At 62.2% G+C, this 19,249-nt stretch carries 21 protein-coding genes; 10 read left to right on the top strand and 11 right to left on the bottom strand.

What is annotated here, in order from left to right; all coding sequences use genetic code 11:
* Nucleotides 1-310 precede the first annotated feature (310 nt).
* On the top strand, nt 311-1,087 hold the full coding sequence (locus IEY38_RS09230) for a helix-turn-helix transcriptional regulator (protein WP_170096138.1): 777 nt from the start codon (nt 311-313) through the stop codon (nt 1,085-1,087).
* A gap of 49 nt (nt 1,088-1,136) precedes the next feature.
* A complete protein-coding gene (locus IEY38_RS09225) occupies nt 1,137-1,850 on the top strand; it encodes a dolichyl-phosphate hexose transferase (protein WP_188977178.1) in 714 nt (237 codons plus the stop codon).
* A 30-nt stretch (nt 1,851-1,880) separates the two neighbouring features.
* Here the strand turns inward: IEY38_RS09225 and IEY38_RS09220 are convergent, their stop codons facing one another.
* Genes IEY38_RS09220 through IEY38_RS09195 form a run of 6 tightly spaced genes read right to left on the bottom strand, consistent with a single transcriptional unit; the run spans nt 1,881 to nt 9,614 of the window.
* Nucleotides 1,881-2,462, bottom strand: coding sequence for a gluconate 2-dehydrogenase subunit 3 family protein (locus IEY38_RS09220; RefSeq protein ID WP_188977176.1), 582 nt, complete (start codon nt 2,460-2,462; stop codon nt 1,881-1,883).
* Nucleotides 2,463-2,471: 9 nt separating this feature from the next.
* Nucleotides 2,472-4,478 carry an ArnT family glycosyltransferase gene (locus IEY38_RS09215; protein WP_188977173.1) on the bottom strand — a complete coding sequence of 669 codons (2,007 nt, stop codon included), beginning with the start codon at nt 4,476-4,478 and terminating at the stop codon, nt 2,472-2,474.
* Complete coding sequence (locus IEY38_RS09210; RefSeq protein ID WP_170096134.1) at nt 4,475-5,605, bottom strand: ABC transporter ATP-binding protein; 1,131 nt, start codon at nt 5,603-5,605, stop codon at nt 4,475-4,477. Before IEY38_RS09210 ends, IEY38_RS09215 begins: the two co-directional genes overlap by 4 nt.
* Nucleotides 5,605-7,227, bottom strand: coding sequence for an ABC transporter permease (locus tag IEY38_RS09205; protein ID WP_188977171.1), 1,623 nt, complete (start codon nt 7,225-7,227; stop codon nt 5,605-5,607). Before IEY38_RS09205 ends, IEY38_RS09210 begins: the two co-directional genes overlap by 1 nt.
* 1 nt (nt 7,228) lies before the next feature.
* Entirely contained in the window at nt 7,229-8,395 is a 1,167-nt protein-coding gene (locus IEY38_RS09200; RefSeq protein ID WP_188977169.1) for an extracellular solute-binding protein, read from the bottom strand.
* A gap of 55 nt (nt 8,396-8,450) precedes the next feature.
* The gene (locus IEY38_RS09195) at nt 8,451-9,614 is read right to left on the bottom strand and encodes an alpha-1 4-glucan-protein synthase (RefSeq protein WP_188977167.1); all 1,164 of its coding nucleotides are present in this window, start codon (nt 9,612-9,614) and stop codon (nt 8,451-8,453) included.
* 218 nt (nt 9,615-9,832) lie between these two features.
* On the opposite strand from IEY38_RS09195, the gene IEY38_RS09190 reads away from it, so the two are divergent.
* Genes IEY38_RS09190 through IEY38_RS09180 form a run of 3 tightly spaced genes read left to right on the top strand, consistent with a single transcriptional unit; the run spans nt 9,833 to nt 12,474 of the window.
* Entirely contained in the window at nt 9,833-10,576 is a 744-nt protein-coding gene (locus IEY38_RS09190; protein WP_188977165.1) for a beta-ketoacyl-ACP reductase, read from the top strand.
* Nucleotide 10,577: 1 nt separating this feature from the next.
* Nucleotides 10,578-12,161: an acyl-CoA carboxylase subunit beta gene (locus IEY38_RS09185; RefSeq protein WP_188977163.1), complete on the top strand. Its 1,584-nt coding sequence runs from the start codon at nt 10,578-10,580 to the stop codon at nt 12,159-12,161.
* A gap of 1 nt (nt 12,162) precedes the next feature.
* The gene (locus IEY38_RS09180; RefSeq protein WP_188977161.1) at nt 12,163-12,474 is read left to right on the top strand and encodes a hypothetical protein; all 312 of its coding nucleotides are present in this window, start codon (nt 12,163-12,165) and stop codon (nt 12,472-12,474) included.
* On the opposite strand, the gene IEY38_RS09175 is transcribed toward IEY38_RS09180, so the two are convergent.
* The gene (locus IEY38_RS09175) at nt 12,471-12,656 is read right to left on the bottom strand and encodes a DUF7836 family putative zinc-binding protein (RefSeq protein WP_170096128.1); all 186 of its coding nucleotides are present in this window, start codon (nt 12,654-12,656) and stop codon (nt 12,471-12,473) included. The two genes, IEY38_RS09180 and IEY38_RS09175, sit on opposite strands and share 4 nt — an antisense overlap.
* A 143-nt stretch (nt 12,657-12,799) precedes the next feature.
* Here IEY38_RS09175 and IEY38_RS09170 point away from each other — a divergent pair, with 143 nt between their 5' ends.
* From IEY38_RS09170 to IEY38_RS09155, 4 genes are all read left to right on the top strand, one after another.
* Nucleotides 12,800-13,966, top strand: coding sequence for an ABC transporter substrate-binding protein (locus IEY38_RS09170; protein ID WP_188977159.1), 1,167 nt, complete (start codon nt 12,800-12,802; stop codon nt 13,964-13,966).
* Between the two features lie 7 nt (nt 13,967-13,973).
* Entirely contained in the window at nt 13,974-14,801 is an 828-nt protein-coding gene (locus IEY38_RS09165; RefSeq protein WP_188977157.1) for a DUF7551 domain-containing protein, read from the top strand.
* A gap of 64 nt (nt 14,802-14,865) precedes the next feature.
* Nucleotides 14,866-16,017: a thiolase family protein gene (locus IEY38_RS09160; protein WP_188977155.1), complete on the top strand. Its 1,152-nt coding sequence runs from the start codon at nt 14,866-14,868 to the stop codon at nt 16,015-16,017.
* Entirely contained in the window at nt 16,014-16,394 is a 381-nt protein-coding gene (locus IEY38_RS09155; protein ID WP_188977153.1) for a Zn-ribbon domain-containing OB-fold protein, read from the top strand. The genes IEY38_RS09160 and IEY38_RS09155 overlap by 4 nt, the downstream gene beginning before the upstream one ends.
* Before the next feature lie 107 nt (nt 16,395-16,501).
* On the opposite strand, the gene IEY38_RS09150 is transcribed toward IEY38_RS09155, so the two are convergent.
* A complete protein-coding gene (locus IEY38_RS09150; protein ID WP_188977152.1) occupies nt 16,502-16,981 on the bottom strand; it encodes an HTH domain-containing protein in 480 nt (159 codons plus the stop codon).
* 79 nt (nt 16,982-17,060) lie between these two features.
* A complete protein-coding gene (locus tag IEY38_RS09145) occupies nt 17,061-17,645 on the bottom strand; it encodes a DUF7547 family protein (protein WP_188977151.1) in 585 nt (194 codons plus the stop codon).
* A 149-nt stretch (nt 17,646-17,794) separates the two neighbouring features.
* On the opposite strand from IEY38_RS09145, the gene IEY38_RS09140 reads away from it, so the two are divergent.
* Nucleotides 17,795-17,944 (top strand): hypothetical protein, encoded by a 150-nt coding sequence (locus tag IEY38_RS09140; RefSeq protein ID WP_004517997.1) that lies wholly within the window; start codon nt 17,795-17,797, stop codon nt 17,942-17,944.
* 144 nt (nt 17,945-18,088) lie between these two features.
* Here IEY38_RS09140 and dpsA read toward each other — a convergent pair whose 3' ends face one another.
* Together dpsA and IEY38_RS09130 are read right to left on the bottom strand one after the other, a co-directional pair.
* Nucleotides 18,089-18,622 carry a DNA starvation/stationary phase protection protein DpsA gene (gene dpsA / locus IEY38_RS09135; protein ID WP_170096121.1) on the bottom strand — a complete coding sequence of 178 codons (534 nt, stop codon included), beginning with the start codon at nt 18,620-18,622 and terminating at the stop codon, nt 18,089-18,091.
* 178 nt (nt 18,623-18,800) lie between these two features.
* Nucleotides 18,801-19,190 (bottom strand): hypothetical protein, encoded by a 390-nt coding sequence (locus tag IEY38_RS09130; protein WP_188977149.1) that lies wholly within the window; start codon nt 19,188-19,190, stop codon nt 18,801-18,803.
* Between the last annotated feature and the right edge of the window lie 59 nt (nt 19,191-19,249).

Raw genomic sequence — 19,249 nt, 5'->3', positions numbered from 1 at the left:
TGAGCACCGTGGGCGGGCAACCCACGGTGATTGCATGACCCTTCGGGCTGGCGAAGTATGTCAGAGGCACGACATCGCCGGGCCCGAACGTGGCAAATTCCACGAGACCAACGTGCTCCATTGCGTTCAGCGGGGACGTGGTCGTACGTGGACAGCAACAGTGTCTGCGTCGTGAGCGGTAAAAAAGATGGGCACATTGGCTGCAATAATATCCAGTGCCCGAGAGAATAGTTTCCCAGTCGAAGAAGATTCCATTACAAATGGAAACTGATATGTATGAAAAATATGATCTACAGTGTATGGGGACAGTATGGGCGTAGAATCGCTTATTCAGTACGTTCGAACGTCGTCCGTCCGGACGGATATCATCGGCTCGCTGTGTCCCGGAGCCAAGGCCACCAACGAACTGCTGTCAGCAGTCACCGCGAGCGAATCAGCGATCTACGATGCACTTTCGAACCTCGAAGGCCGCGGTCTGGTCACCTCGATGGATGACGGGTGGCAACTTACCGGCACCGGCCGTCTGGTCGCGGATACGATTCACCGCCAGCAGCGCCTGGAGGAACTCTTCGCTGTGGCCCCCCAGTACTGGGAGTCCCACGACACGTCAGTGCTGCCACAGCCGTTCCGGTGTCGCCTGCCCGAACTCGACGAATACACAGTCATCCGTGGCACACAGACCGATATCAACCGCCCCGTCCGCGAAGTTGTCACCCGCGTCGAGAGCGTCTCGAACTGCGACGCTGTTTCGCCTGTCTACCACCCCGAGTACGAGGCGGCTATGCCCGACAACGCCGATTCGAGGCTGATCGTAAGCTGTGCTGTCGTCGACGAAATGCTCGGTAAGGAGTCCGTCTCACTGGATACGGCTCGATACGAGGAGACGATCGTTCGTGTCACGCCGGTCCCGTACGCACTCGCCGTCGCCGACGACTGGATGATCCTGACGCTTCCAGAACTTGACGGGACCTGGCCGTCAGCGAAGATTATATCGGAAGCGGACAGCGCCATTTTATGGGCGAGAGACCTGTTTACGCATCTCTGGGAAGACGCCACCCCGATAGAGACGTATCTCGCCAACCACTGATTTTGGCAAACCTAAACATTCAAGAACCGTGGGTTCTGACGGACGAGCAATGGCTATTCAGGGCACGCGGACCGAAGACCCGGGCGGCTACACGTTCGACGATCTCGCGGTCGTCATGGGGACGTACAACGAGGAAGAAGCGATCGGCACCGTTCTCGACGATATCGAGACAGTGACCGACGGCCGCGCAGAAGTCGTCTGTGTCGACGGGTCCAGCGACCGGACACCGGAGATCGCCCACGACCACGGTGCGATAGTCGTCGAACAGGAACCACAGGGGTACGGCGTGGCGGTCCGCGAAGCCGTGTTGACACCGGATCGCCCGGTCGTCGTCACGACAGACTGTGACGACACGTATCCGATGGAACGCCTGCCCGATTTTCTGGCGGAGATTAACGACGGGGCCGACGTCGTCAGCGGTGACCGGTTGTACTACGGGGCCGAACAGATGCCGGCGATGAACAAACTTGGGAACGAGCTGTTCGCCCTCCTCGCGAGTGTGCTCATGGGCAAGCGCGTCCACGACACGACCACCGGAATGCGCGCCTACCGCCGCGAGATACTCCAGAAGATCGTCTGGACCGAGAACACCGGGCTCTCTGCGGAACTGCTCATGCGGCCGCTGATGCGCGGCTACGACGTGCGTGAGCGCCCAATCGAGTACGACGAGCGGAAAGGCGAGACGAAACTCGACCCGTTCTCCGGCGGGGCCGCCATCGCCAAATCCATCGTTCGGGTTGCGCTTGAAGAGCGGTTCCGGTAACCCAGCAAGAAATCGGCGACGGGAGCCGGCTCACCGGTCGCTCGGTGGTTGCTGGTAGCTACTCGTGCCGCCGGGGTAGCCCTGCGGGTTCTCGATACCGACAAGCTCGCCGCCGGTCGGCGAACTGTACAGCGCGAACAGGAGGTCGTTGACGAGATAGTAGCGCACGCGGTGCCTTGGGTCGCCATGCGGGTTCGGATCGGCGACCTTGACGCCCATTCCCCGGAGCGTTTCTTCTTGGGTCGCAGCGTCTACCGCCACGAAGTTGCTGTTTTCCCATTCTCGTGTGTACGCGTCCAGATCTGCGACGGCCGCTGCCATGTCCGCTGCTCGCTCGGAGTCCGCCTCGACGCGTCCGGCGACGTAGCTGTCGACAAACTCCTCTATGCCCGCTACCTCGCTCGGATAGACGATAGCGGCGACGGCCCGGTACGTTTCCCGCTCGTGCTCGCCGAACTCCGATTCGGAACTGGCAGCGTCGGCCTCTGTCTCGGCAGTATCGTCATCTCCCGACTCATCCCAGGCGAGCGCCGCCGCGCCGCCGGTGACAGTGACACCTGCCGCGCCAAGTGCTTTCAGTGCGTCGCGTCTGGTAAGTTCGTAGTCAGTCATCGGTGAGTCTCACGTGGTTACGGCCGTCGTGGTCGCGTTCATGCTGATTCCGTCGCGATGCGTGCCCGGAACGTACGCCGCTTCGCCGCCACAGCGACGTTGATCCTTACAGACTTCGAGTCGCGGCGTCAGCGTCCGGACGCCGCCGTCCGTCCGGTCGACCGGCAGCTCCGCCCGGTATTCGAACCCTGCACCGGTACCGTAGTCGACGAACATGATGAGCGTGACCGACCCGTCTTCCGGTGTCGACACGCCGACCTGCTCGTCGATGCCATCGCCGGTAAGCCGCGTCTGATTCCGGTCAGTCGAAAGCTGCAAATCGAGCCTGTCAGCCCCGGTAACCGTCGCGTAGTCGTTCTCACCCTCGCTTGTGAGCCGTATCGAGACCAGCGCGGCCTGCTCCGGAACTGACGCCGATACGTCCGTCCGGACCGTCTCGCCCGCCGCCACAGACACCGGCTGGAGTCGCGGCTCGACGGGCAGCCCCAGATACGGGACCCACTCGCCGCGGAACACGTAGCGGTAGTAGGTCCGGTCTGGGTAGGCGTCTATCACGTCAAACTGGCGGTGTTGCATCGCATAGACGGTGTCGCCGTCGAAGCCCGGGTCGTTGCGGACTGACTGGAACGGATGATTGAGCCAGTCACCGTACGGCGTTGGGAGCAAGACGAGGCTGTTGTCGAGGTCCCGCTCCTCAAACGGCTCGTAGGCCTGTTCGAACTGCTGGGTCACCTCGTAGTTGTCCGAAACCGGCCCGGCCGCCGTCGTGACGGCCGCGCCGCCGCCCAGCGCCGCACTACAGAGCGCCACCGCGAGCAGGACCGGGCGGACCCGGTCCGCGCTGACCTGTTCGGTGACCAGCCGCTGCGTCCGTTGGGCGGCAGTAACGACGCCGACAGCACCGAAAGCAGTTAGCGGAACGAGCATATCGACGTGGTAGAACGGCCCCAGAAACGTGACCAGCCCGTCGGTCGGGTCTGAAAGGTCGCCGAGCATATTCACCGTGCCCCAGAAGTAGCCGTTGCCGAGCGGGACCGTCAGCAGTACGCCGGCCAGCGCCGCCTGTCGGCCATCTATCCCACGGCGCACGATGGCCCCGAGTCCGACGGCTGCAGCGAGCGTCCCCAGCGGCCCGGCAACGACCCACTGGGTGACGAGTTTCCAGAGGAGTTCGGCGTTCGCGTCCAGCGACATCGCTGGCGTGAACTCCCGAGAGTAGCCCAGAATCTCACGGTAGCCAAAACCCGGCCCGTCCTGCGGGGCGAACACCTCATACGGGAACAACAGGGCGGAGCCGGTGACGACGCGGTTGTAGACAAGCGTCGCGGCGACACCGGTGAGCCCGCCGACGGCAGTCAGCGACAGACGCTTGAATCGCGCCGGGTCGCGCGTCCGGAGCGACCACAGCGCGTGGAGGATGAACGGCGTCGCGAACAGCACGGCGGTGTAGGGCCGCGCGAAGAACGCGACGCCGATCGAGAGCCCGGCACAGGCCGCCGTCTTTCGGCTCCCGGTCCGGTCGGCGTGGAGATACGCCGCGGCGAAGCCGAGGTTCCAGAGCGTCGTCGGCATGTACGAGAGAAACACCGAGGCGTCGATGAGAAAGAGCGGCGACCCAAACATGAGGAGCGTCGCTATCACACCCGTTCGGGCGTCGAACGCCTCGCGCACGGTGTGGTAGGTTAGCGCTAGGACGCCGGTCCCGATCAGGCCGAGGGCGACGCGGTACCCGCCGAGCAGTTTCCCGGCGGCGAACATCGCCGCCGGAACCGGCGCGTACTTCGGATACAGCCGCCCGCCGTCGGCCACGAAGAACCACGGCCGGAACGCCGCCTCGACTGGCGGGTACATGAACAGTTGTCCCTCCAGCAACATCGCGGCCTGCTGGAGATAGACACCTTCGTCGTGGTTGGTTGTGTGATGGGGAAAAACGACGTGGGCGAGCGTGAAGACGACGAGTCCGCCGAGCAGTGCCACCAGCCCCGCCTGTACCCCCGGCCGGCGCAGTCGCGTCATTCCGTCGGATACCAGGCCAGGTCGTGGTCGGCGACCAGGTCAACCTCGACGGGCTGGCCCGGTTCGAACGTCTCGACGTGGTTGTGCATACAGTGGACGACATCGCCGCTATGGAGTTCGACCCGATAGACGAACGAGGGGCCGTTGTACTGACGGTGGACGACGTAGCCGTCGGCTTTGGACTCGTTTGTCGGCATCGCCTGCAGGTCGTCGGGCCGGACGAGTACGTCGACCATCGCCCCGTTGTACGCTTCGACCGGCCCGTTCAGTAACTCGACATCGAACGAGCCGAGGCCGGTCTCGATGACGTCGTTGGTCACCCGGGCAGAGAGGAAGCTCGCCTGCCCGAGGAAGCTCGCGACGAAGCGGCTCTCGGGGTTTTCAAACACTTCAGCCGGGTCGCCGACCTGGGCAATGGTTCCGTCGTTCATGATGGCGACGCGGTCGCTTATCGACAGCGCCTCCTCCTGGTCGTGGGTCACGGAGATGGCGGTGACGCCGGCCCGCTTGAGGATTTTGCGGACCTCCTCGCGCATCTCGACGCGCAGGCGCACGTCCAGATTCGAGAACGGCTCGTCCAGCAGGAGGACGTCCGGCTCCGGAGCTAGCGAACGGGCGAGCGCGACGCGCTGTTGTTGGCCGCCCGAAAGCTGGCTGGGCATCTTGTCGTGATGGGTCGAGAGGTCGACTAGTTCGAGCAGTTCGTCGACCCGTTCCGCGACGGCGACTTCTTCCATCTCGGTCAGACCGAAAGCGATATTCTCGGCGACGGTGAGATGCGGGAACAGGGCGTAGTCCTGAAAGACGATGCCGACGTTTCGTTCCTCCGGCTTTCGGAACGAGGAGCCGTCGGCGATGACCTCGTCGGCGATCGAGATCTGCCCGTCAGAGGGACGCTCCAGCCCGGCAATCATCCGGAGCGTCGTCGTTTTCCCACACCCCGAGGGGCCGAGCAGCGTCAGCAGCTCGCCGTCTTTCACGTCGAGCGAGAGGTTCTCGACGGCGACTTCGTGACCGTAGTCCTTGGAAACATCATCCAGTTCGAGGACGGTCCGGTTCGGGTTCGCTACCGCTGCGTCCACGTCGTCGAAGTCCGATGTTTGCTGTGTGCGTGTTTGTCGAGACATTAGCTTGTGTCCTCCCGTCGAAGAATGACCAGCATGGAGAGTCCGGAAAGGCCAACGAGTACGAGGGCTGGGACCGCCGCCTGTCCGTAGTAGCCGGCACCCTGGACGAGCCAGATGTACGTGACGAAGGTTTCGAAGCCCGTCGGGCGTAACATCAGCGTTGCCGGCAATTCCTTCATGGTCGTCAAGAACACCAGCGCGGCCCCGGCGGCGATACCCGGGGCGACGAGCGGCAAGACGACTTTCCGGAACGCCGAGAGCGGGTGATAGCCCAGCGACCGCGCCGCCTCGATGTACTGTGGGTCGACCTGGAGAATCGAGGATTCGGTCGTCCCAACGGCCTGCGGGAGGAACCGAATCACGTAGGCGAACACCAGCAGGATGACGCTCTGGTACAGGAAGGGGACGTACCGGAGCCCCAGATACACCAGCGCCAAACCGAGCACGACACCGGGGACGGCGTAGCCGACGTACGTGGCCCGCTCGGGAAGCGACGAGAGACCCGAACTGCCGCGCGCGGCGAGGTACGCGATGGGGAGTGCCGCCACGACACAGATGGCGGCCGCGGCGGCCGCGAGGCCAACAGAGTTCCAGGCGTAGGATGCTTCGAACGCGAAGCCGCCGCCGGTGTAGCCCGTGCCGGAACGGAGGAGCCACTGGAGCAGGATACCGATGGGCAGCACCAGACACAGGGATGCGATAGCACCGCAAAACAGCAGTGCCGGGGCCTTCCAGTAGCCGAGCCTGATGAGCCCGGGCCGACGTGAGCCGCTGCTGACGTAGGCCCCGTCCCGGCCGGCGCTGAGGCGGGACTCGACGGCGAGGATGCCAAGCGCCATCACAAGCAGCAGCATCGAGAGCACGGAGGCGTAGTCGAGCCGGCGCGCGCCGAACTCGTTGTAGATCATCCGCGTGAACACGTCGTACTGCATAATCGCCGGTGTTCCGAAGTCAGAGAGTGCGTACAGCGCTACCAGCAGCGCGCCGGCGGCGATACCCGGTGCGATCTGTGGCAACGTGACGCGGCGGAACGCCTCCCAGCGAGTGTGGTTCAGCGTCCGGGCGGCCTCGACGACGGTCCCGTCGAACGACAGCAGGGACGCGCGCGTCGTCAAAAACACGTACGGGTAGGTAAACAGTGTCAGGACGAGTATCGCGCCGTGCAGGCCGTATATCGTCGGGATTTGCTCGATACCGAGCGGCGAGAGCAGATCCGCGAGGACGCCCCGGGGGCCAAACGCCGAGACGAACGCAAAGGCCCCGATATAGCTCGGAACGACCAGCGGCAACGCGGACGTGATCGTCCAGAACCGCTTGAACGGCAGGTCGGTCTGGGCGGTGAGAATCGCTAGCGGAACGCCGATGAGAATCGATGCGACAGTGACGCCGGTCACCAGTACCAGCGTGTTCAGCGTCACCGAAACAGTCGTGTCGCTTGTCAGCAATTCGACCGCACGCGCGAACTTGATTTCGCCTGCCCGGAGAAAGATCCACACCAGCGGTGCCAGTAACAACAGCGAGATCGCCAGCGAGACCACTGCGAGCAGTGTGTGTGGAGACGAGTCTCGCTCCGACGTCGTCGCTTGCTCTCGAAGCCGCTCGTAGCGGTCTTTTGTACCCATATTAGAGGACGCCAGCGTCTCGAAGTAAGTCAACTGTTCCGGCCACGTCGGCCAGTTCGGTCAGGTTGATCTCCGGCGGGTTCAGTTCGTCGATGCGCGGCAGGTCGCCGACCGGTGCGACACCCGGAATCATCGGATACGCAAACGTCCGGGTGGCGAAGAACTCCTGTGCCTCCGCTGAGAGGACGTGCCGGACGAAGTTCGACGCCAGGTCCGCGTTGTCGGTTCCGTTGATGATCTCCAGACCCGAAACGTTGACGAGTGCGCCAGCGTCGCCTTCAGTGAACGCGAGGCCGATAGGCGAGTTTTCGCGGGCCGACTGGACCCGAAGCGTGTAGTAGTGGTTAGCGAAGCCGGCGGCCAGTTCCCCGTCAGCACAGGAATTGGAGACGCGGAACTCGTCGTCGTAGGTGGTGATGCCGTGGTCCTGCATCGCCTGAAGCCACGACATCGTCTCGTCGTCGCCGCGAATGAGCCGCATCGCGGTGACGAACGACTGGAACGCACCGTAGCTTGGCGCCCAGCCCATGTTGTTTTCGAGGGCGGCCGTCTCGGGGAACTCCTGCACCGACGACGGAATATCGGAGTCGGAAATCTGGTTCGTGTTGTACGGAATCGCCCGGGCGCGTCCGGCGATGCCCACCCAGCGCCCCTCACTGTCCTGATAGGCTTCGGGGACCGTCGAAAGGGCCTCATCGGGGAGGCTCGCTGTCGCACCGGCGTTGGCCACGGCACCGAGCGAACCGGCGTCGATGGACATGAACACGTCGGCAGGACTCGCGTCGGCCTCGTTCTCCTCGATAATCCTGTTTGCGAGGTCACTGGAGGGTTGCCGCCTGTGGCTCGCCGAGAAATCCGGGTAGCGTTGTTCGAGCAATTCGATAAGGTCGAGATACAGTCCGCCCTCCCCGCCACCGAGATACACCGTCAGCTCGCCACTGAGGTCCGGCAGATCTTCGATAGAGGTCCCTCCGGGTGCCTCCCGCTGTGCTACCAGTGGGCCAGAGCCGCGGAAGTCCGAAAGAGAAATCTGCCCGGTTCCGGTGCCGGCCTCACCGTCACCGCCCCCGCCGAGAATGCCGGAACAACCGGCAAGCGCTGTCGCGGCAGTCGCGCTGCCGAGCGCAAGGAAGCGCCGTCGAGACTGCGTCGCGTTGCGTCCAGTCATATCGTTAGAATCACTCATTGTTTGATTTAGGGTTGCCTAAACAACTTAGGCCTTTCTAGTCGTCGGCGGTTGCGGGGACCTGTTCCGCCGCGGCGGCGTCCAGTTCGTCGAGACATTCCAGCCAGTCGAGCATGAATTCCCCGCAGTAGTTAAGGAAGGCACCGTTTTCCCAGTCGCTGAAATCGCCGTCGGCCATCGCTGTGGCGATTGCATCGAACACCTCGGCGTAGGAATCGGCGTCAGCGCCAGCCTCGTCGACGATTTCCCAGACGTGCTCGTTGAGTTCGAGCCCGTGGACTTCGTTGGTCAGGTCCGAGAACGTCGAACGGGGCGCTTTGTTGTGTTCACACAGTGGGTCGCCGTTGTAGATCTGTTTGCCCAGCACGTCACAGGCCCGCTTGAGGAACACGCCCGACCAGATGTCGTCGAAGCGACCGACGTCCCACTCGTTGTCGTCCATCGGAAGCTGGTAGAACGCCGGGATGACTTCGCGGCGGAACGCGAGGTTCATCGAGCAGACGGTGAGGTACTGCCCCTCGGCGGCGACGAAGTCATCGCCGAAATCCGCTCCGCTAGTACGAGTCTGGGCCTGTCCCTGGAGGTCGCCGTCCATCAGGATACGAACGGCGTCGAGGTCGGGCACGTTCGTCCAAAGACCCTGCGAGGCGACCACGTCGTCGACTTTGGTCTGCTCAGTTGACACCGTCTCATCCATCGCGGCGTAGGGGTAGCCACGCGGGTAGAGGCCGTGTTCATCCTCGTTCTGGTAGAGGACGTTGACCCACTGTTCGTCGGAACTGACCGTCTCGACCTCGCCCTCGAAGGCCAGATTCGACATATGCGTCCCGAAGAAGTCCGCGTCCTCGTGTGGCAGCGTGTCGTCGTCGATGAACACGCCGTACTCGTAATCGTTGGCCCACATGTAGAGGAGGCCAAACGATGTCTGAGCGTGACTCGCCTCAGGAATGAGGTGTGAATACTCGCTCGCGCCGTGGGTCTCGAACCACGCCTCGCGGTCGGTCCCGTCGTAGACGGTCCCGTCGACGCCCTCCTCGTCGAGCATCTGTTCCATCGCGCCGGTGTCACAGAAGTCCTCAGTGATGAGCACGACGAACAGTCGGTCCAGATTGAACCCGTGGTCCCGGGCGTTCTGGAAGTACGACCGCATGCATTCGTGGTTTCGTATCGTCGGCACCATCACGCAGATGTCGGCTGTCATGTACTGACCCTACGTCTTTAGGCAATCCTAAAAGACTTGGCGTTCTCATTTTGCTGCCCTCGTGAGTCTGTTTTTCAGCCGTCATTTCTCCTGTAATGGGATCATCATTATATTCTGACTTCGTCGTCAAATGTTGTATAAGGCGAACTATTATTTGGCTGTGCTTTGCCAGATTAGGTGATGAGCGTACGAAGCAACAGGGCTCCCATCAATCACAAATGAACCTAGAAAATCAAACCTGTGTCGTCACTGGGTCCTCGCGCGGTATCGGCCGCGGAATCGCCAAAGACCTCGGTGCCCACGGGGCCAATGTTGTTGTTAATTACCGATCCTCAGAGGCGGAAGCCCGCGCCGTCGTCGAGGACATCCGCGAGAGCGGCGGCACCGCTATCGCGGCGCAGGCCGACGTAGCGAAACTCGATGAGGTCCGGGCAATGCGTGAGAAGGTGGCCGACGAGTTCGGGCCCGCGGACGTGCTCGTCAACAACGCCGGCATCACTATCGACAAGAAGTTCGAAAACATGACCTGCGACGACTGGGAGACGGTTATCGATGTCAATCTTGGCGGTGTGTTCAACGGGACGAAAGCTTTCTACGACGACATTTGCGACGCCGAGCATGGCCGACTGATAAATATCTCTAGCGTCGTCGGCCAGCAGGGCAACATCGGGCAGGCCAACTACGCGACGACGAAATCCGGATTGTTCGGATTTACACGGACGCTTGCGCTCGAACTGGCACACACGGGCTCGACCGCGAACTGCGTTGCGCCGGGCTTTGTCAAGACCGACATGCTAGAGGAGGTGCCCGAACGCGTGCAGGAGAAGATTCTGCGGGAGATCCCGCTCGACCGGTTCGCACGCGTCGAAGACATCGCCGGCATCGTGAGGTTCGTCGCCAGCGAGGAATCGAGCTACATGACAGGACAGGTACTTGGTGTCAACGGCGGGATGGAGTGGTAGGATGAGTCAACAGGAAGAACCAGAAGACGAGACTGGAGCGCCTGACGACGCAGTCGAAGAGTTGCGACAGAAACGAGCCGAAGCCGAACTCGGGGGCGGTGAAGCCCGCATCGAATCCCAGCACGAGAAGGGCAAGATGACCGCCCGGGAGCGTATCGACTTCCTCGTCGACGACGGCACGTTCAACGAGGTCGATCCGTTCGTCGAGCACCGGTCGACGAACTTCGGCATGGAGGAGAAGCGCTTCGCCGGTGACGCAGTCGTCACCGGCTACGGTGAGGTCGACGGTCGGAAGGTGTTCCTGTTCGCCCACGACTTCACCGTGCTGGGTGGCTCGGTTGGCGAAGTCGTCGCCGACAAGATCTGTAAAGTGATGGATCGGGCCATCGAGAACGGCGTCCCGGTCATCGGCCTCAACGACTCCGGCGGCGCGCGCATTCAGGAGGGCGTCGACTCGCTGGTCGGCTTCGCCAAGATATTCGAGCGCAACACCAAGGCCAGCGGGCTCATCCCCCAGATATCTGCGATCATGGGGCCATGTGCGGGCGGGGCCACCTACAGCCCGGCGCTGACCGACTTCACGTTCATGGTGCAGGACACCAGCCACATGTTCATCACCGGGCCGGACGTCATCGAGACGGTGACCGGCGAACAGGTGTCGAAAGAGGAACTCGGCGGTGCGGGCTCACACTCCACCAAATCCGGCGTCGCTCACTTCTCGTACCCGTCGGAGGAGGAAGCGCTCGAAAACATTCGCCGGCTCCTATCGTACCTTCCGGCGAATAACATGGAGGACCCGCCGCGGGTCAAACCGTGGGACGACCCCGACCGGGAAATTCCCGGCGTGACCGATATCGTCCCGTCGGCCCCGCGCAAGCCCTACGACATGACGAAGGTCATCGACGCCATCGTCGACGAAGACTCTTTCTTCGAGGTCCACGGTAACTGGGCGCGCAACGTCGTGGTGGGCTTCTCGCGGATGGACGGCCAGTCGGTCGGCGTCGTCGCCAATCAGCCACGCGTGAGCGCGGGCACACTGGATATCGACGCGGCGGAGAAAGCGGCGCGGTTTGTCCGCTTCTGTGACTCGTTCAATATCCCTATCGTCACGCTCGTCGACGTGCCCGGGTTCATGCCCGGCACGGATCAGGAGCACAACGGCATCATCCGGCGGGGCGCGAAGCTCATCTACGCCTACGCCGAGGCGACGGTCCCGCTGCTGTCGGTCGTCGTGCGGAAGGCCTACGGCGGGGCGTACATCGTCATGTCCTCGAAGTTCCTGGGCAGCGACGTGAACTACGCCTGGCCCGGTTCGGAGATGGCCGTGCTCGGGCCACGGGGAGCCGTCAACATCCTCTACCGGAACGAGATCGCGGAGGCCGACGACCCGGACGCCAAGCGGCAGGAACTGATGGACGAGTTCCGCGACGAGTTCGCCAATCCGTACGGGCCGGCGAAGCGGGGCTACCTCGACGACGTCATCGAACCGAAAGAGACGCGCAAGCGCCTCATTCAGGACCTCGACCTCCTGCAGCGCAAGCGGGAGGACACGCCGCCGAAAGACCACGGCAATATCCCACTGTAACATGGCGACTCGCGATACACTACAGTCGGACACGGAGGCGGCGCTACCCGGTGAAAGCGCGGACCCAGACGACCTGTCACTGTCGATACCGGCGGACGCATCACAGGCAGAAGCAGCGGCTATCACCGCCGCGGTCAGTGCTCACCTGACTGACCGGCAGCGGTCCGCTAAAATATCATCGCGCCGTTCGACCGTCGAGTACGTCGATGAGTGGACGCTGGCCGGACGGCTGGCGAGTGTGGGCAAACGCCGCCCTCCGAACAACGTTAAGCGCGGCGAGGAATGGAAGGCAGCGGCGCGGGCGCGGTACTAGGATTCGGTAAACTCCTGCAGTACTTCGAGGTCGCGACTCGTCCGCATAAACTCCGACAGCGACCGCTCGGCTCCACAGTCGTCACAGCCGAACTGTGTCTCCGGGGCCGGGAGGTCGGACACTTGCTCTTCCCAGGCGACTGAACACGCCGGACACTGGAGTTGAAGCCAGGCCTCCTGCATATTTCGTGTGTGGTTAGCACACACGGATATACTTTGTGTGGATTCTCACTGTCGGGGGCTGTGGTGCTGTTTGTCGATTCATGGCGTTTTTGGCCTACCTAAATATGGGAAGATTTAAACCATTTAGGCAAGCCTAAAAAGATATGAACCGACGAGAGTACATCGTTGCAGCCGGTGTCGGGCTGGCAGGAACCGTTGCCGGCTGTTCGGGTCAGTCCGAGGCGGGTAGCGGGGGTAACGGCGCGACTGATGATGCGACAGATTCCGGGACGACGACCGCGGAGTCGACTACGACAGCGACCACGGAACCGACGAACTCGGCCTACTCCGTCTCGATGGAGCCGGTCGGCGAGGTCACCTTCGAGTCAGTGCCTGAGTTATGGGTCGCGAACAACGGGAGCTGGGCCGACATGGGGATCGCGCTCGGTCTCGACGCACCGGAGGGGGTCTGGCTGCCGTCGCGATATCATACCCAGTACTACGATGAGATTCCGGGCATTAGCGTCGACGGGAGCTCGATTCAGAAGCTGTGGGGTGACAGCGGCGTCGGGAAGGAACAGTTCTACGAAATCGATGCCGACATCCACGTCATGGACCCGAACTTCCTCCAGGCCCGCGGGTCTTGGGAGCAGTCGGACATCGACGAGATCGAATCCCAGATCGCCCCCTTCTTCGGGAACAGTATCTTCTCGACGGGCTACGAGTGGCACGATTACACCTACTACACGCTGTACGAAGCCTTCGAGAACCTCGCCCGGGCGTTCCAGCGGACCGACCGGTTCGAGGCGTTCCAGTCCCTCCACGAAGAGTTCCGGACGAGTCTGGACGACATCGTTCCAGACTCGAACTCCGACCGGCCGGAAGTGGCTATCATGTGGGCTGGGAGCGACGAGCCGACGAGCTTCTCCCCGTACCTCATCGAGGACGGAACTAGCTTCAAACAGTGGCGGGATTTGCGCGTTCGCGATGCGTTCGCGAAAACCGATGTCAGGGACTTCCACACCGATCGGAGCAAGGTCGACTTCGAGACGCTGCTGGAGATCGACCCCGAGTACTTGCTCCTGCGGGGGCAGGAGAACAAGACGCGCTCGGAGTTCGAAGACACGGTCGTCAGTTTCCTCGAATCGGACCAGACCGGGAGTGAACTGACGGCGGTCCAGAACGGGAACGTGTACCGCGGTGGGCCGCTGTACCAGGGGCCGATAACGAATCTGGTCCTCACGGAACGGGCCGCGTCGCAGGTGTACGACGTGGACCGGGAGCTGTTCAACCGCCAGCGCGTCGCCGATATTGTCGCTGGGGATCTGTAGGGAAACCATGGTCGGACGAACGCTCGCGGATATCCGTGACAGGCTCTCGGAGCTCAGCGTGGCTGTCGGGCCGTATCGCGTCGTCAGCGCCAGGACGGGCACGCCGCCGTTCCCAGTGTCGGGGATGCAGTTTCCGGACCGCGAAACAGCCGCCGAAGCGGCCAGTGTCGCGACTGCCTACCGAAGCGCTCTCCGTCGCTACGACCCACGTGTTACCGTGCACGGCCTCATCGTCTGTGAAGCGCCGTGGGGGACCGACGCCGTCAGGACTGGCCCGTCGTCGCTCCCGGAGTACTGTCACACGGTCGCCGGGTCGCTGTTCGAAGTACTGTCGGGCCATCATCGCTCCGTCGAGCAGGCAGTCATCGACAGCTATCTCGAAGCGGCTGAGGAAACCGAGAACCGCGAGCGACTCTGTCTGGCGATGCTCGAAAGCATGGCCACGGCACTGGAAGAACACCTCGACCCGGAGGTACAGGCGGACACCCTCCGCGAAGCCGCCGGACAGCTACCGAGAAAGCCAAGCGGCCCTGAGCCAGTTCGGGACGCCATCGACGACCTCGAAGCAGCGGGGCTCGTCGACGAGGCAGCAATCGAACCCGCGGCCACCGGTCCCGGCCGTTGTTCCAAATATATCACATTACAGAACTATCGCCCGACACTGTCGGACCTTCGCTGTCCGGTATTGCCGATCGCTGTCGAGTTACTGCGCCGGACGAGTATCACGCCACAGATGGCCCAAGCGGAGCGAACTGCCGACGGCTGGCGGTTGCTCGTCTCACTAGCCGGTGACCAGCCCGCCGAGGGGCTGTCGGTCGTTCGGACGCCTGTCTGAAAATTCTTCTCGTTCTATAGGTCGGACCGTAATACATACACGAGACCCCTGTGACGACACAGGTATGGGAGTCGCAGTAATCGGCGCGTCAATGACGAAGTTCGGGCAACGCGACGCCTGGATCCGTGAGTTGCTCTCGCAGGCGGGCGAGGAGTGCCTCACGGACGCCGGCGTCGCGCCCGACGACGTAGAGCACCTGTACGTCTCGAACATGGCAAGCGGCGAGTTCGAAGGCCAGACGGGAATCATGAACCTGCTGGCCCACGACCTAGGTGTGCTTCCGGCCTACAGTGAACGGGTCGATCAGACCTCGTCCTCGGGTGGGGCCGGGATCTACGAGGCTTGGCAGTCAGTCGCCAGCGGGGCCAGCGACATGACGCTGCTGGTCGGCGGGGAGAAGATGACCCACAAGACGACGGGCCAGGCGACCGACATCATCGCCTCGATCACCCATCCCGACGAGTACAAACACGGCGTGACGCTCCCGTCCTTTGCCGGGATGACTGCCCGGCACTATCTGGAGCGCTTCGACGCTCCCCGAGAGTCACTCGCCCGGGTCGCAGTCAAGAACCACAGAAACGGCGTGGATAACCCCAAGGCGCAGTTCCAGAAGGAAATCACGATGGAGAAAGCGTTGGAGTCGCCCATCATCGCCGACCCGTTGCGGCTGTACGACTTCTGTCCGATTACGGACGGCAGCGCCGCGCTCATGTTCACGACGGAGGAGCGGGCCAGGGAGATAACCGACGAGTACGCGCTGGTCTCCGGCATCGGCGGGGCGACCGACACGCACGTCGTCCACGAGCGCGACGACCCGACGGTCATGGGCGGGGTCGTCGAATCGAGCGAGCAGGCCTACGAGATGGCCGGCCTCGGCCCCGAGGACCTCGACGTGGCCGAACTGCATGATATGTTCACTATTCTGGAGTTCCTCCAGTTGGAGGGGATCGGCGTCGCCGAGCAGGGAACGGCCTGGGAAATGGCGATGGACGGTGCCACTGCCAAGGACGGCGAGTTGCCGATCAACACCTCCGGCGGGCTCAAATCGAAGGGTCATCCGCTGGGGGCAAGCGGTGTCGCGCAGGGCGTCGAAATCTACGAACAGCTCGTCGGCGAGGCCGGGCCGCGACAGGTCGAGGCTGATACCGCACTGGCGTGTAACGTCGGCGGGTTCGGGAACTGTGTCATCACCACCATCATGGAGGCCGCAGAATGACGCTGGAAGCAGGTATGTGTTCGAACGGTCACGTCTCGTATCCCACGCATCCGCTGTGTCCTGAGTGTGGCGAACCGCAGGAAGAGACGTTCGACCTTGCGGACCGGACCGGCGAAGTCGTCACCTGGACCCATTCGACAGCGACGCCACCGGGTGTCCGCGAGCCGAACACGCTCGCTATCGTTGAATTCGATGTCACGGATATCTCCGGGGCGAGCGACGAGTTCGTTCGCGCGCTCGGGCAGGTGACTACGGACGAGGTCGAAACAGGTGACACGGTCGAGCCGGTCTACGTCGAAGAACTCCGCGACCCCGACGCGGGTATCAAGGTGCCCGAGAGTCAGGACTGGGACGGCTACCGCTGGGACCCGGTCTGATCACTCTCCACAGACTGCCGGATAATGCGACCCTTTTCGACCGCCGCTGAGAAGACCGTAGCTGACGCTGCCGGAGACGGCATAGAAGCCGAACGGGGCACGCGGGCCTATACGGTCGAGACGGGTGTCGAATACGTCTCTGGGAGGGTCCCTGTCTCGGCCAGTTCTGTAATGCACTCCTCGACAGACTCTGTTCGGCCCGCGTCGGCAAAGGGGGCTACCTGCACGAGATCGCCGTCCTCGTAGACCGCAAGACAGACAGCCGGCATGACGAGTTCGCGGCGCTTCTCGCCCGTCGTCGAACTGTAACAGAGCCGGGTGTCGAAAAACGGTGCGAGGCAGACTCCGGCCTCGCGGGCCCAGTCCGCAAACTCGTTGTACAGGCCCCGTTCGGTTCCGTTACCAGAGCCTTGTAGCGGCACGCGTTTCTCCCATTCGACTGTTTCGACATCGTCGAGTACGCCACGGCACACCAGCTCCTGTAGCTCACGTTCGATAGCGGTACAGCGTTTCTGTGACGGCGAAGGGAGGTCAGACCGGACGAACAGGGTCGCCCGTCGACCACCCGGAGCGGTAGAGCTGGACATCGGTATTCATACCTATACTTGTACAATAATAAATCATTATGTTTGATACAACATAATTTTCACACCGTGCTGGATTCCGTTACTCCTCGTCGCTTCCGCCTCCGTTTTCGGTACCGTCGTTGTTCCTGTCCGGACCATCGATTTCGTCCTTTATCGACCGTAATTCGGCATCTACGTCCACTGGGACGTCAGTAACTTGATCGGGGTCGACCTCCTCACTCACCCCTTGTTCGTCGGCTAGTCTATCCTGGATCTGGTCACGCAACTGTTGGGCTTCCTGAATGAGCTCGCGGGCGTCTTCATCTTCCGGCCTCCCTTCCACAGCCTGCTGGAGGTCCGTCAGCGCACCGTCGAGTCGGGAGAGCGTGGCCCGACTCAGGTCACTCGCACGCTGTCGCACTTCATCCGAGGCGGACCCAGTCGTGGTCGGCCGCCCCTCGGCCATCCGGAGGGCTCGTCGGAGAAGCTTCAGCGCCTCGACGTTGGTCTTCAGTATGAGAATGACTGCGGGGATGGTCACGTCGCTGGTGAACCGCAGGAGTTCACCCGGCGTCGGCGGCCGCGGCAGGCCGCTGTCTGTCGTGGGTTCGACCTCCGTCTCTAGCTCCTGTAGCGTCGTAACGAGGTCCGTAACCAGGGCGGTAAGGTCGTCGTCCGAACTCATACCTCTCTCTTGTTGCCTCGGGTACTAAAGGCCGCGCCGTATCGGCGGCCAGCTTCTGGTTACCGCTGCCGTCGGTACAGGGGTGTGGGGTCCACGGACGATTAGGCCAACCAAAATCCTTTTAGCTTTAGGGGTGCCTAACTCAGGTAATGCCATCACAGACGGACGATGTCGAGGCCTCCGAGGATCGCCCGGACGTTGCAGCACTGGACAGCGGTGCTGACAGAACCGTGTTTACCGAAGACGGGAACCGAGACGGCTGGATTTCGACTGACGTCACCGTCGATCTTCGACGATAGTCCGTTCATCCCACGCGTTGCGTCTCTCTTTCCTTCGAGTCCCGGACTGCTTTCTACCGGAACGGTTCACGCCACGCTACACAGTCTGAGCTATGTGGCGACTATCCGGCGGAAGAAACTGAGAGAGAAAACGCTGTACCGACGTTAGTCTAGGACGAGCGTGTCGTCTTCGAGGTAGTGCTCGATGTGGTGGGCGTCTTCCTCGGTCTGCACGATGATCTCCCGGAGGATCTGTGCTGTGGCGTGGTCACCGAGGTTCTCCGCGAGGTCGATGTGGTCACGGAGCGACTCGATGATGTCGCCGTACATCTCGAGGTCGTTTTCGAGCGACGTCCGGATGTCATACACGTCCTGACCTTCGGGTTCGACCGACGCGTGCTCTTCCTGTGCCTTCCCACCGGCGATGGGTGTGCCGCCGAGAGCCTGTGCGCGCTCGGCGAGTTCGTCAGCCGCCTCTTCGGCGTTGCCGGCGGCGTCGCCGAGGAACAGGTGGAGGTCACGGAACTCGGCGCCTTCGACGTTCCAGTGGTGCTTCTTGACCTGATGGTACAGCGTGTACGTGTCCGCCAGGTCCTGGTTCAGCGCATTGATTACCTGCTCGGACTTCTCCTTGTCGAGGCGGAGTTCGTTCTCTTCGACTTCCCCGAACTCGCGTCGGACGTGCTCTTGTGTTGCCATAGTCATCTTATCGTACAGGTGGAAGCCACTTAAAGATTGTTTTGTGAAAATATGTTTTCGGGAACCCAAAAATTATGTTCTCAGATAGAATGGCTAGTTGCCTGAACTGAAATATTGTCCGAGAATCACAACCGTCGCTCTAGCCCGGGCTTGGAACCTGACACGAAAAGGAACACACCTACGTCGACGACGGCCGGGAAGCAATGAGCGCGACGGCGTTTTGGCCGATAGCGCTGCTGTCGACGGCTGTTTCACGAAGAACTTGCTCTTGATGGACTGCGACGACTGCGGCGAGCAGGTAGTCGTCAAGTCCGAGATGCGCGCCGTACTCTTCCCAGACGTCTTCTCTGACGGCCATGAAGAACGTCTCGGGCGTGCGGTGTAACACTGCGTCATTGAATCGCTTTCGCCACTCGTAAACGAGATCTTCGACGCCTGGATTCTCACGCATCGTTCGCTGGTGATCGGCGAGCGCGGACCGCAATTGCTCTTCATTGACGCTGTTTGTCCCCGCGACCCCACGGACCACCTCGTCGTCAAACGGTGCTAGGAGTGCTGCGTCAGTCATCGGACACCGCTACGGGGGTGACGAACAAAAACACCGCCACACCGAAATCGCGGTAATGA

The sequence above is a fragment of the Haloarcula sebkhae genome (assembly GCF_014647415.1).
In the GTDB taxonomy this organism is placed as follows: Archaea; Halobacteriota; Halobacteria; order Halobacteriales; family Haloarculaceae; genus Haloarcula; species Haloarcula sebkhae.
Note: the sequence above shows the minus strand (reverse complement) of the source record. Positions and strands in the feature narration are given on the sequence as shown.

What these genes read in the sequence shown, in the direction of transcription:
- IEY38_RS09190 (WP_188977165.1), top strand. Translation starts at nt 9,833, where the DNA reads ATGAACCTAGAAAATCAAACCTGTGTCGTCACTGGGTCCTCGCGCGGT.
- IEY38_RS09150 (WP_188977152.1), bottom strand. Translation starts at nt 16,981, where the DNA reads ATGTCCAGCTCTACCGCTCCGGGTGGTCGACGGGCGACCCTGTTCGTC.
- IEY38_RS09145 (WP_188977151.1), bottom strand. Translation starts at nt 17,645, where the DNA reads ATGAGTTCGGACGACGACCTTACCGCCCTGGTTACGGACCTCGTTACG.
- IEY38_RS09220 (WP_188977176.1), bottom strand. Translation starts at nt 2,462, where the DNA reads ATGACTGACTACGAACTTACCAGACGCGACGCACTGAAAGCACTTGGC.
- IEY38_RS09160 (WP_188977155.1), top strand. Translation starts at nt 14,866, where the DNA reads ATGGGAGTCGCAGTAATCGGCGCGTCAATGACGAAGTTCGGGCAACGC.
- IEY38_RS09165 (WP_188977157.1), top strand. Translation starts at nt 13,974, where the DNA reads ATGGTCGGACGAACGCTCGCGGATATCCGTGACAGGCTCTCGGAGCTC.
- IEY38_RS09195 (WP_188977167.1), bottom strand. Translation starts at nt 9,614, where the DNA reads ATGACAGCCGACATCTGCGTGATGGTGCCGACGATACGAAACCACGAA.
- IEY38_RS09180 (WP_188977161.1), top strand. Translation starts at nt 12,163, where the DNA reads ATGGCGACTCGCGATACACTACAGTCGGACACGGAGGCGGCGCTACCC.
- IEY38_RS09175 (WP_170096128.1), bottom strand. Translation starts at nt 12,656, where the DNA reads ATGCAGGAGGCCTGGCTTCAACTCCAGTGTCCGGCGTGTTCAGTCGCC.
- IEY38_RS09140 (WP_004517997.1), top strand. Translation starts at nt 17,795, where the DNA reads ATGCCATCACAGACGGACGATGTCGAGGCCTCCGAGGATCGCCCGGAC.
- IEY38_RS09185 (WP_188977163.1), top strand. Translation starts at nt 10,578, where the DNA reads ATGAGTCAACAGGAAGAACCAGAAGACGAGACTGGAGCGCCTGACGAC.
- IEY38_RS09130 (WP_188977149.1), bottom strand. Translation starts at nt 19,190, where the DNA reads ATGACTGACGCAGCACTCCTAGCACCGTTTGACGACGAGGTGGTCCGT.
- IEY38_RS09230 (WP_170096138.1), top strand. Translation starts at nt 311, where the DNA reads ATGGGCGTAGAATCGCTTATTCAGTACGTTCGAACGTCGTCCGTCCGG.
- IEY38_RS09210 (WP_170096134.1), bottom strand. Translation starts at nt 5,605, where the DNA reads ATGTCTCGACAAACACGCACACAGCAAACATCGGACTTCGACGACGTG.
- IEY38_RS09205 (WP_188977171.1), bottom strand. Translation starts at nt 7,227, where the DNA reads ATGGGTACAAAAGACCGCTACGAGCGGCTTCGAGAGCAAGCGACGACG.
- IEY38_RS09225 (WP_188977178.1), top strand. Translation starts at nt 1,137, where the DNA reads ATGGCTATTCAGGGCACGCGGACCGAAGACCCGGGCGGCTACACGTTC.
- IEY38_RS09200 (WP_188977169.1), bottom strand. Translation starts at nt 8,395, where the DNA reads ATGACTGGACGCAACGCGACGCAGTCTCGACGGCGCTTCCTTGCGCTC.
- dpsA (WP_170096121.1), bottom strand. Translation starts at nt 18,622, where the DNA reads ATGGCAACACAAGAGCACGTCCGACGCGAGTTCGGGGAAGTCGAAGAG.
- IEY38_RS09215 (WP_188977173.1), bottom strand. Translation starts at nt 4,478, where the DNA reads ATGACGCGACTGCGCCGGCCGGGGGTACAGGCGGGGCTGGTGGCACTG.
- IEY38_RS09170 (WP_188977159.1), top strand. Translation starts at nt 12,800, where the DNA reads ATGAACCGACGAGAGTACATCGTTGCAGCCGGTGTCGGGCTGGCAGGA.
- IEY38_RS09155 (WP_188977153.1), top strand. Translation starts at nt 16,014, where the DNA reads ATGACGCTGGAAGCAGGTATGTGTTCGAACGGTCACGTCTCGTATCCC.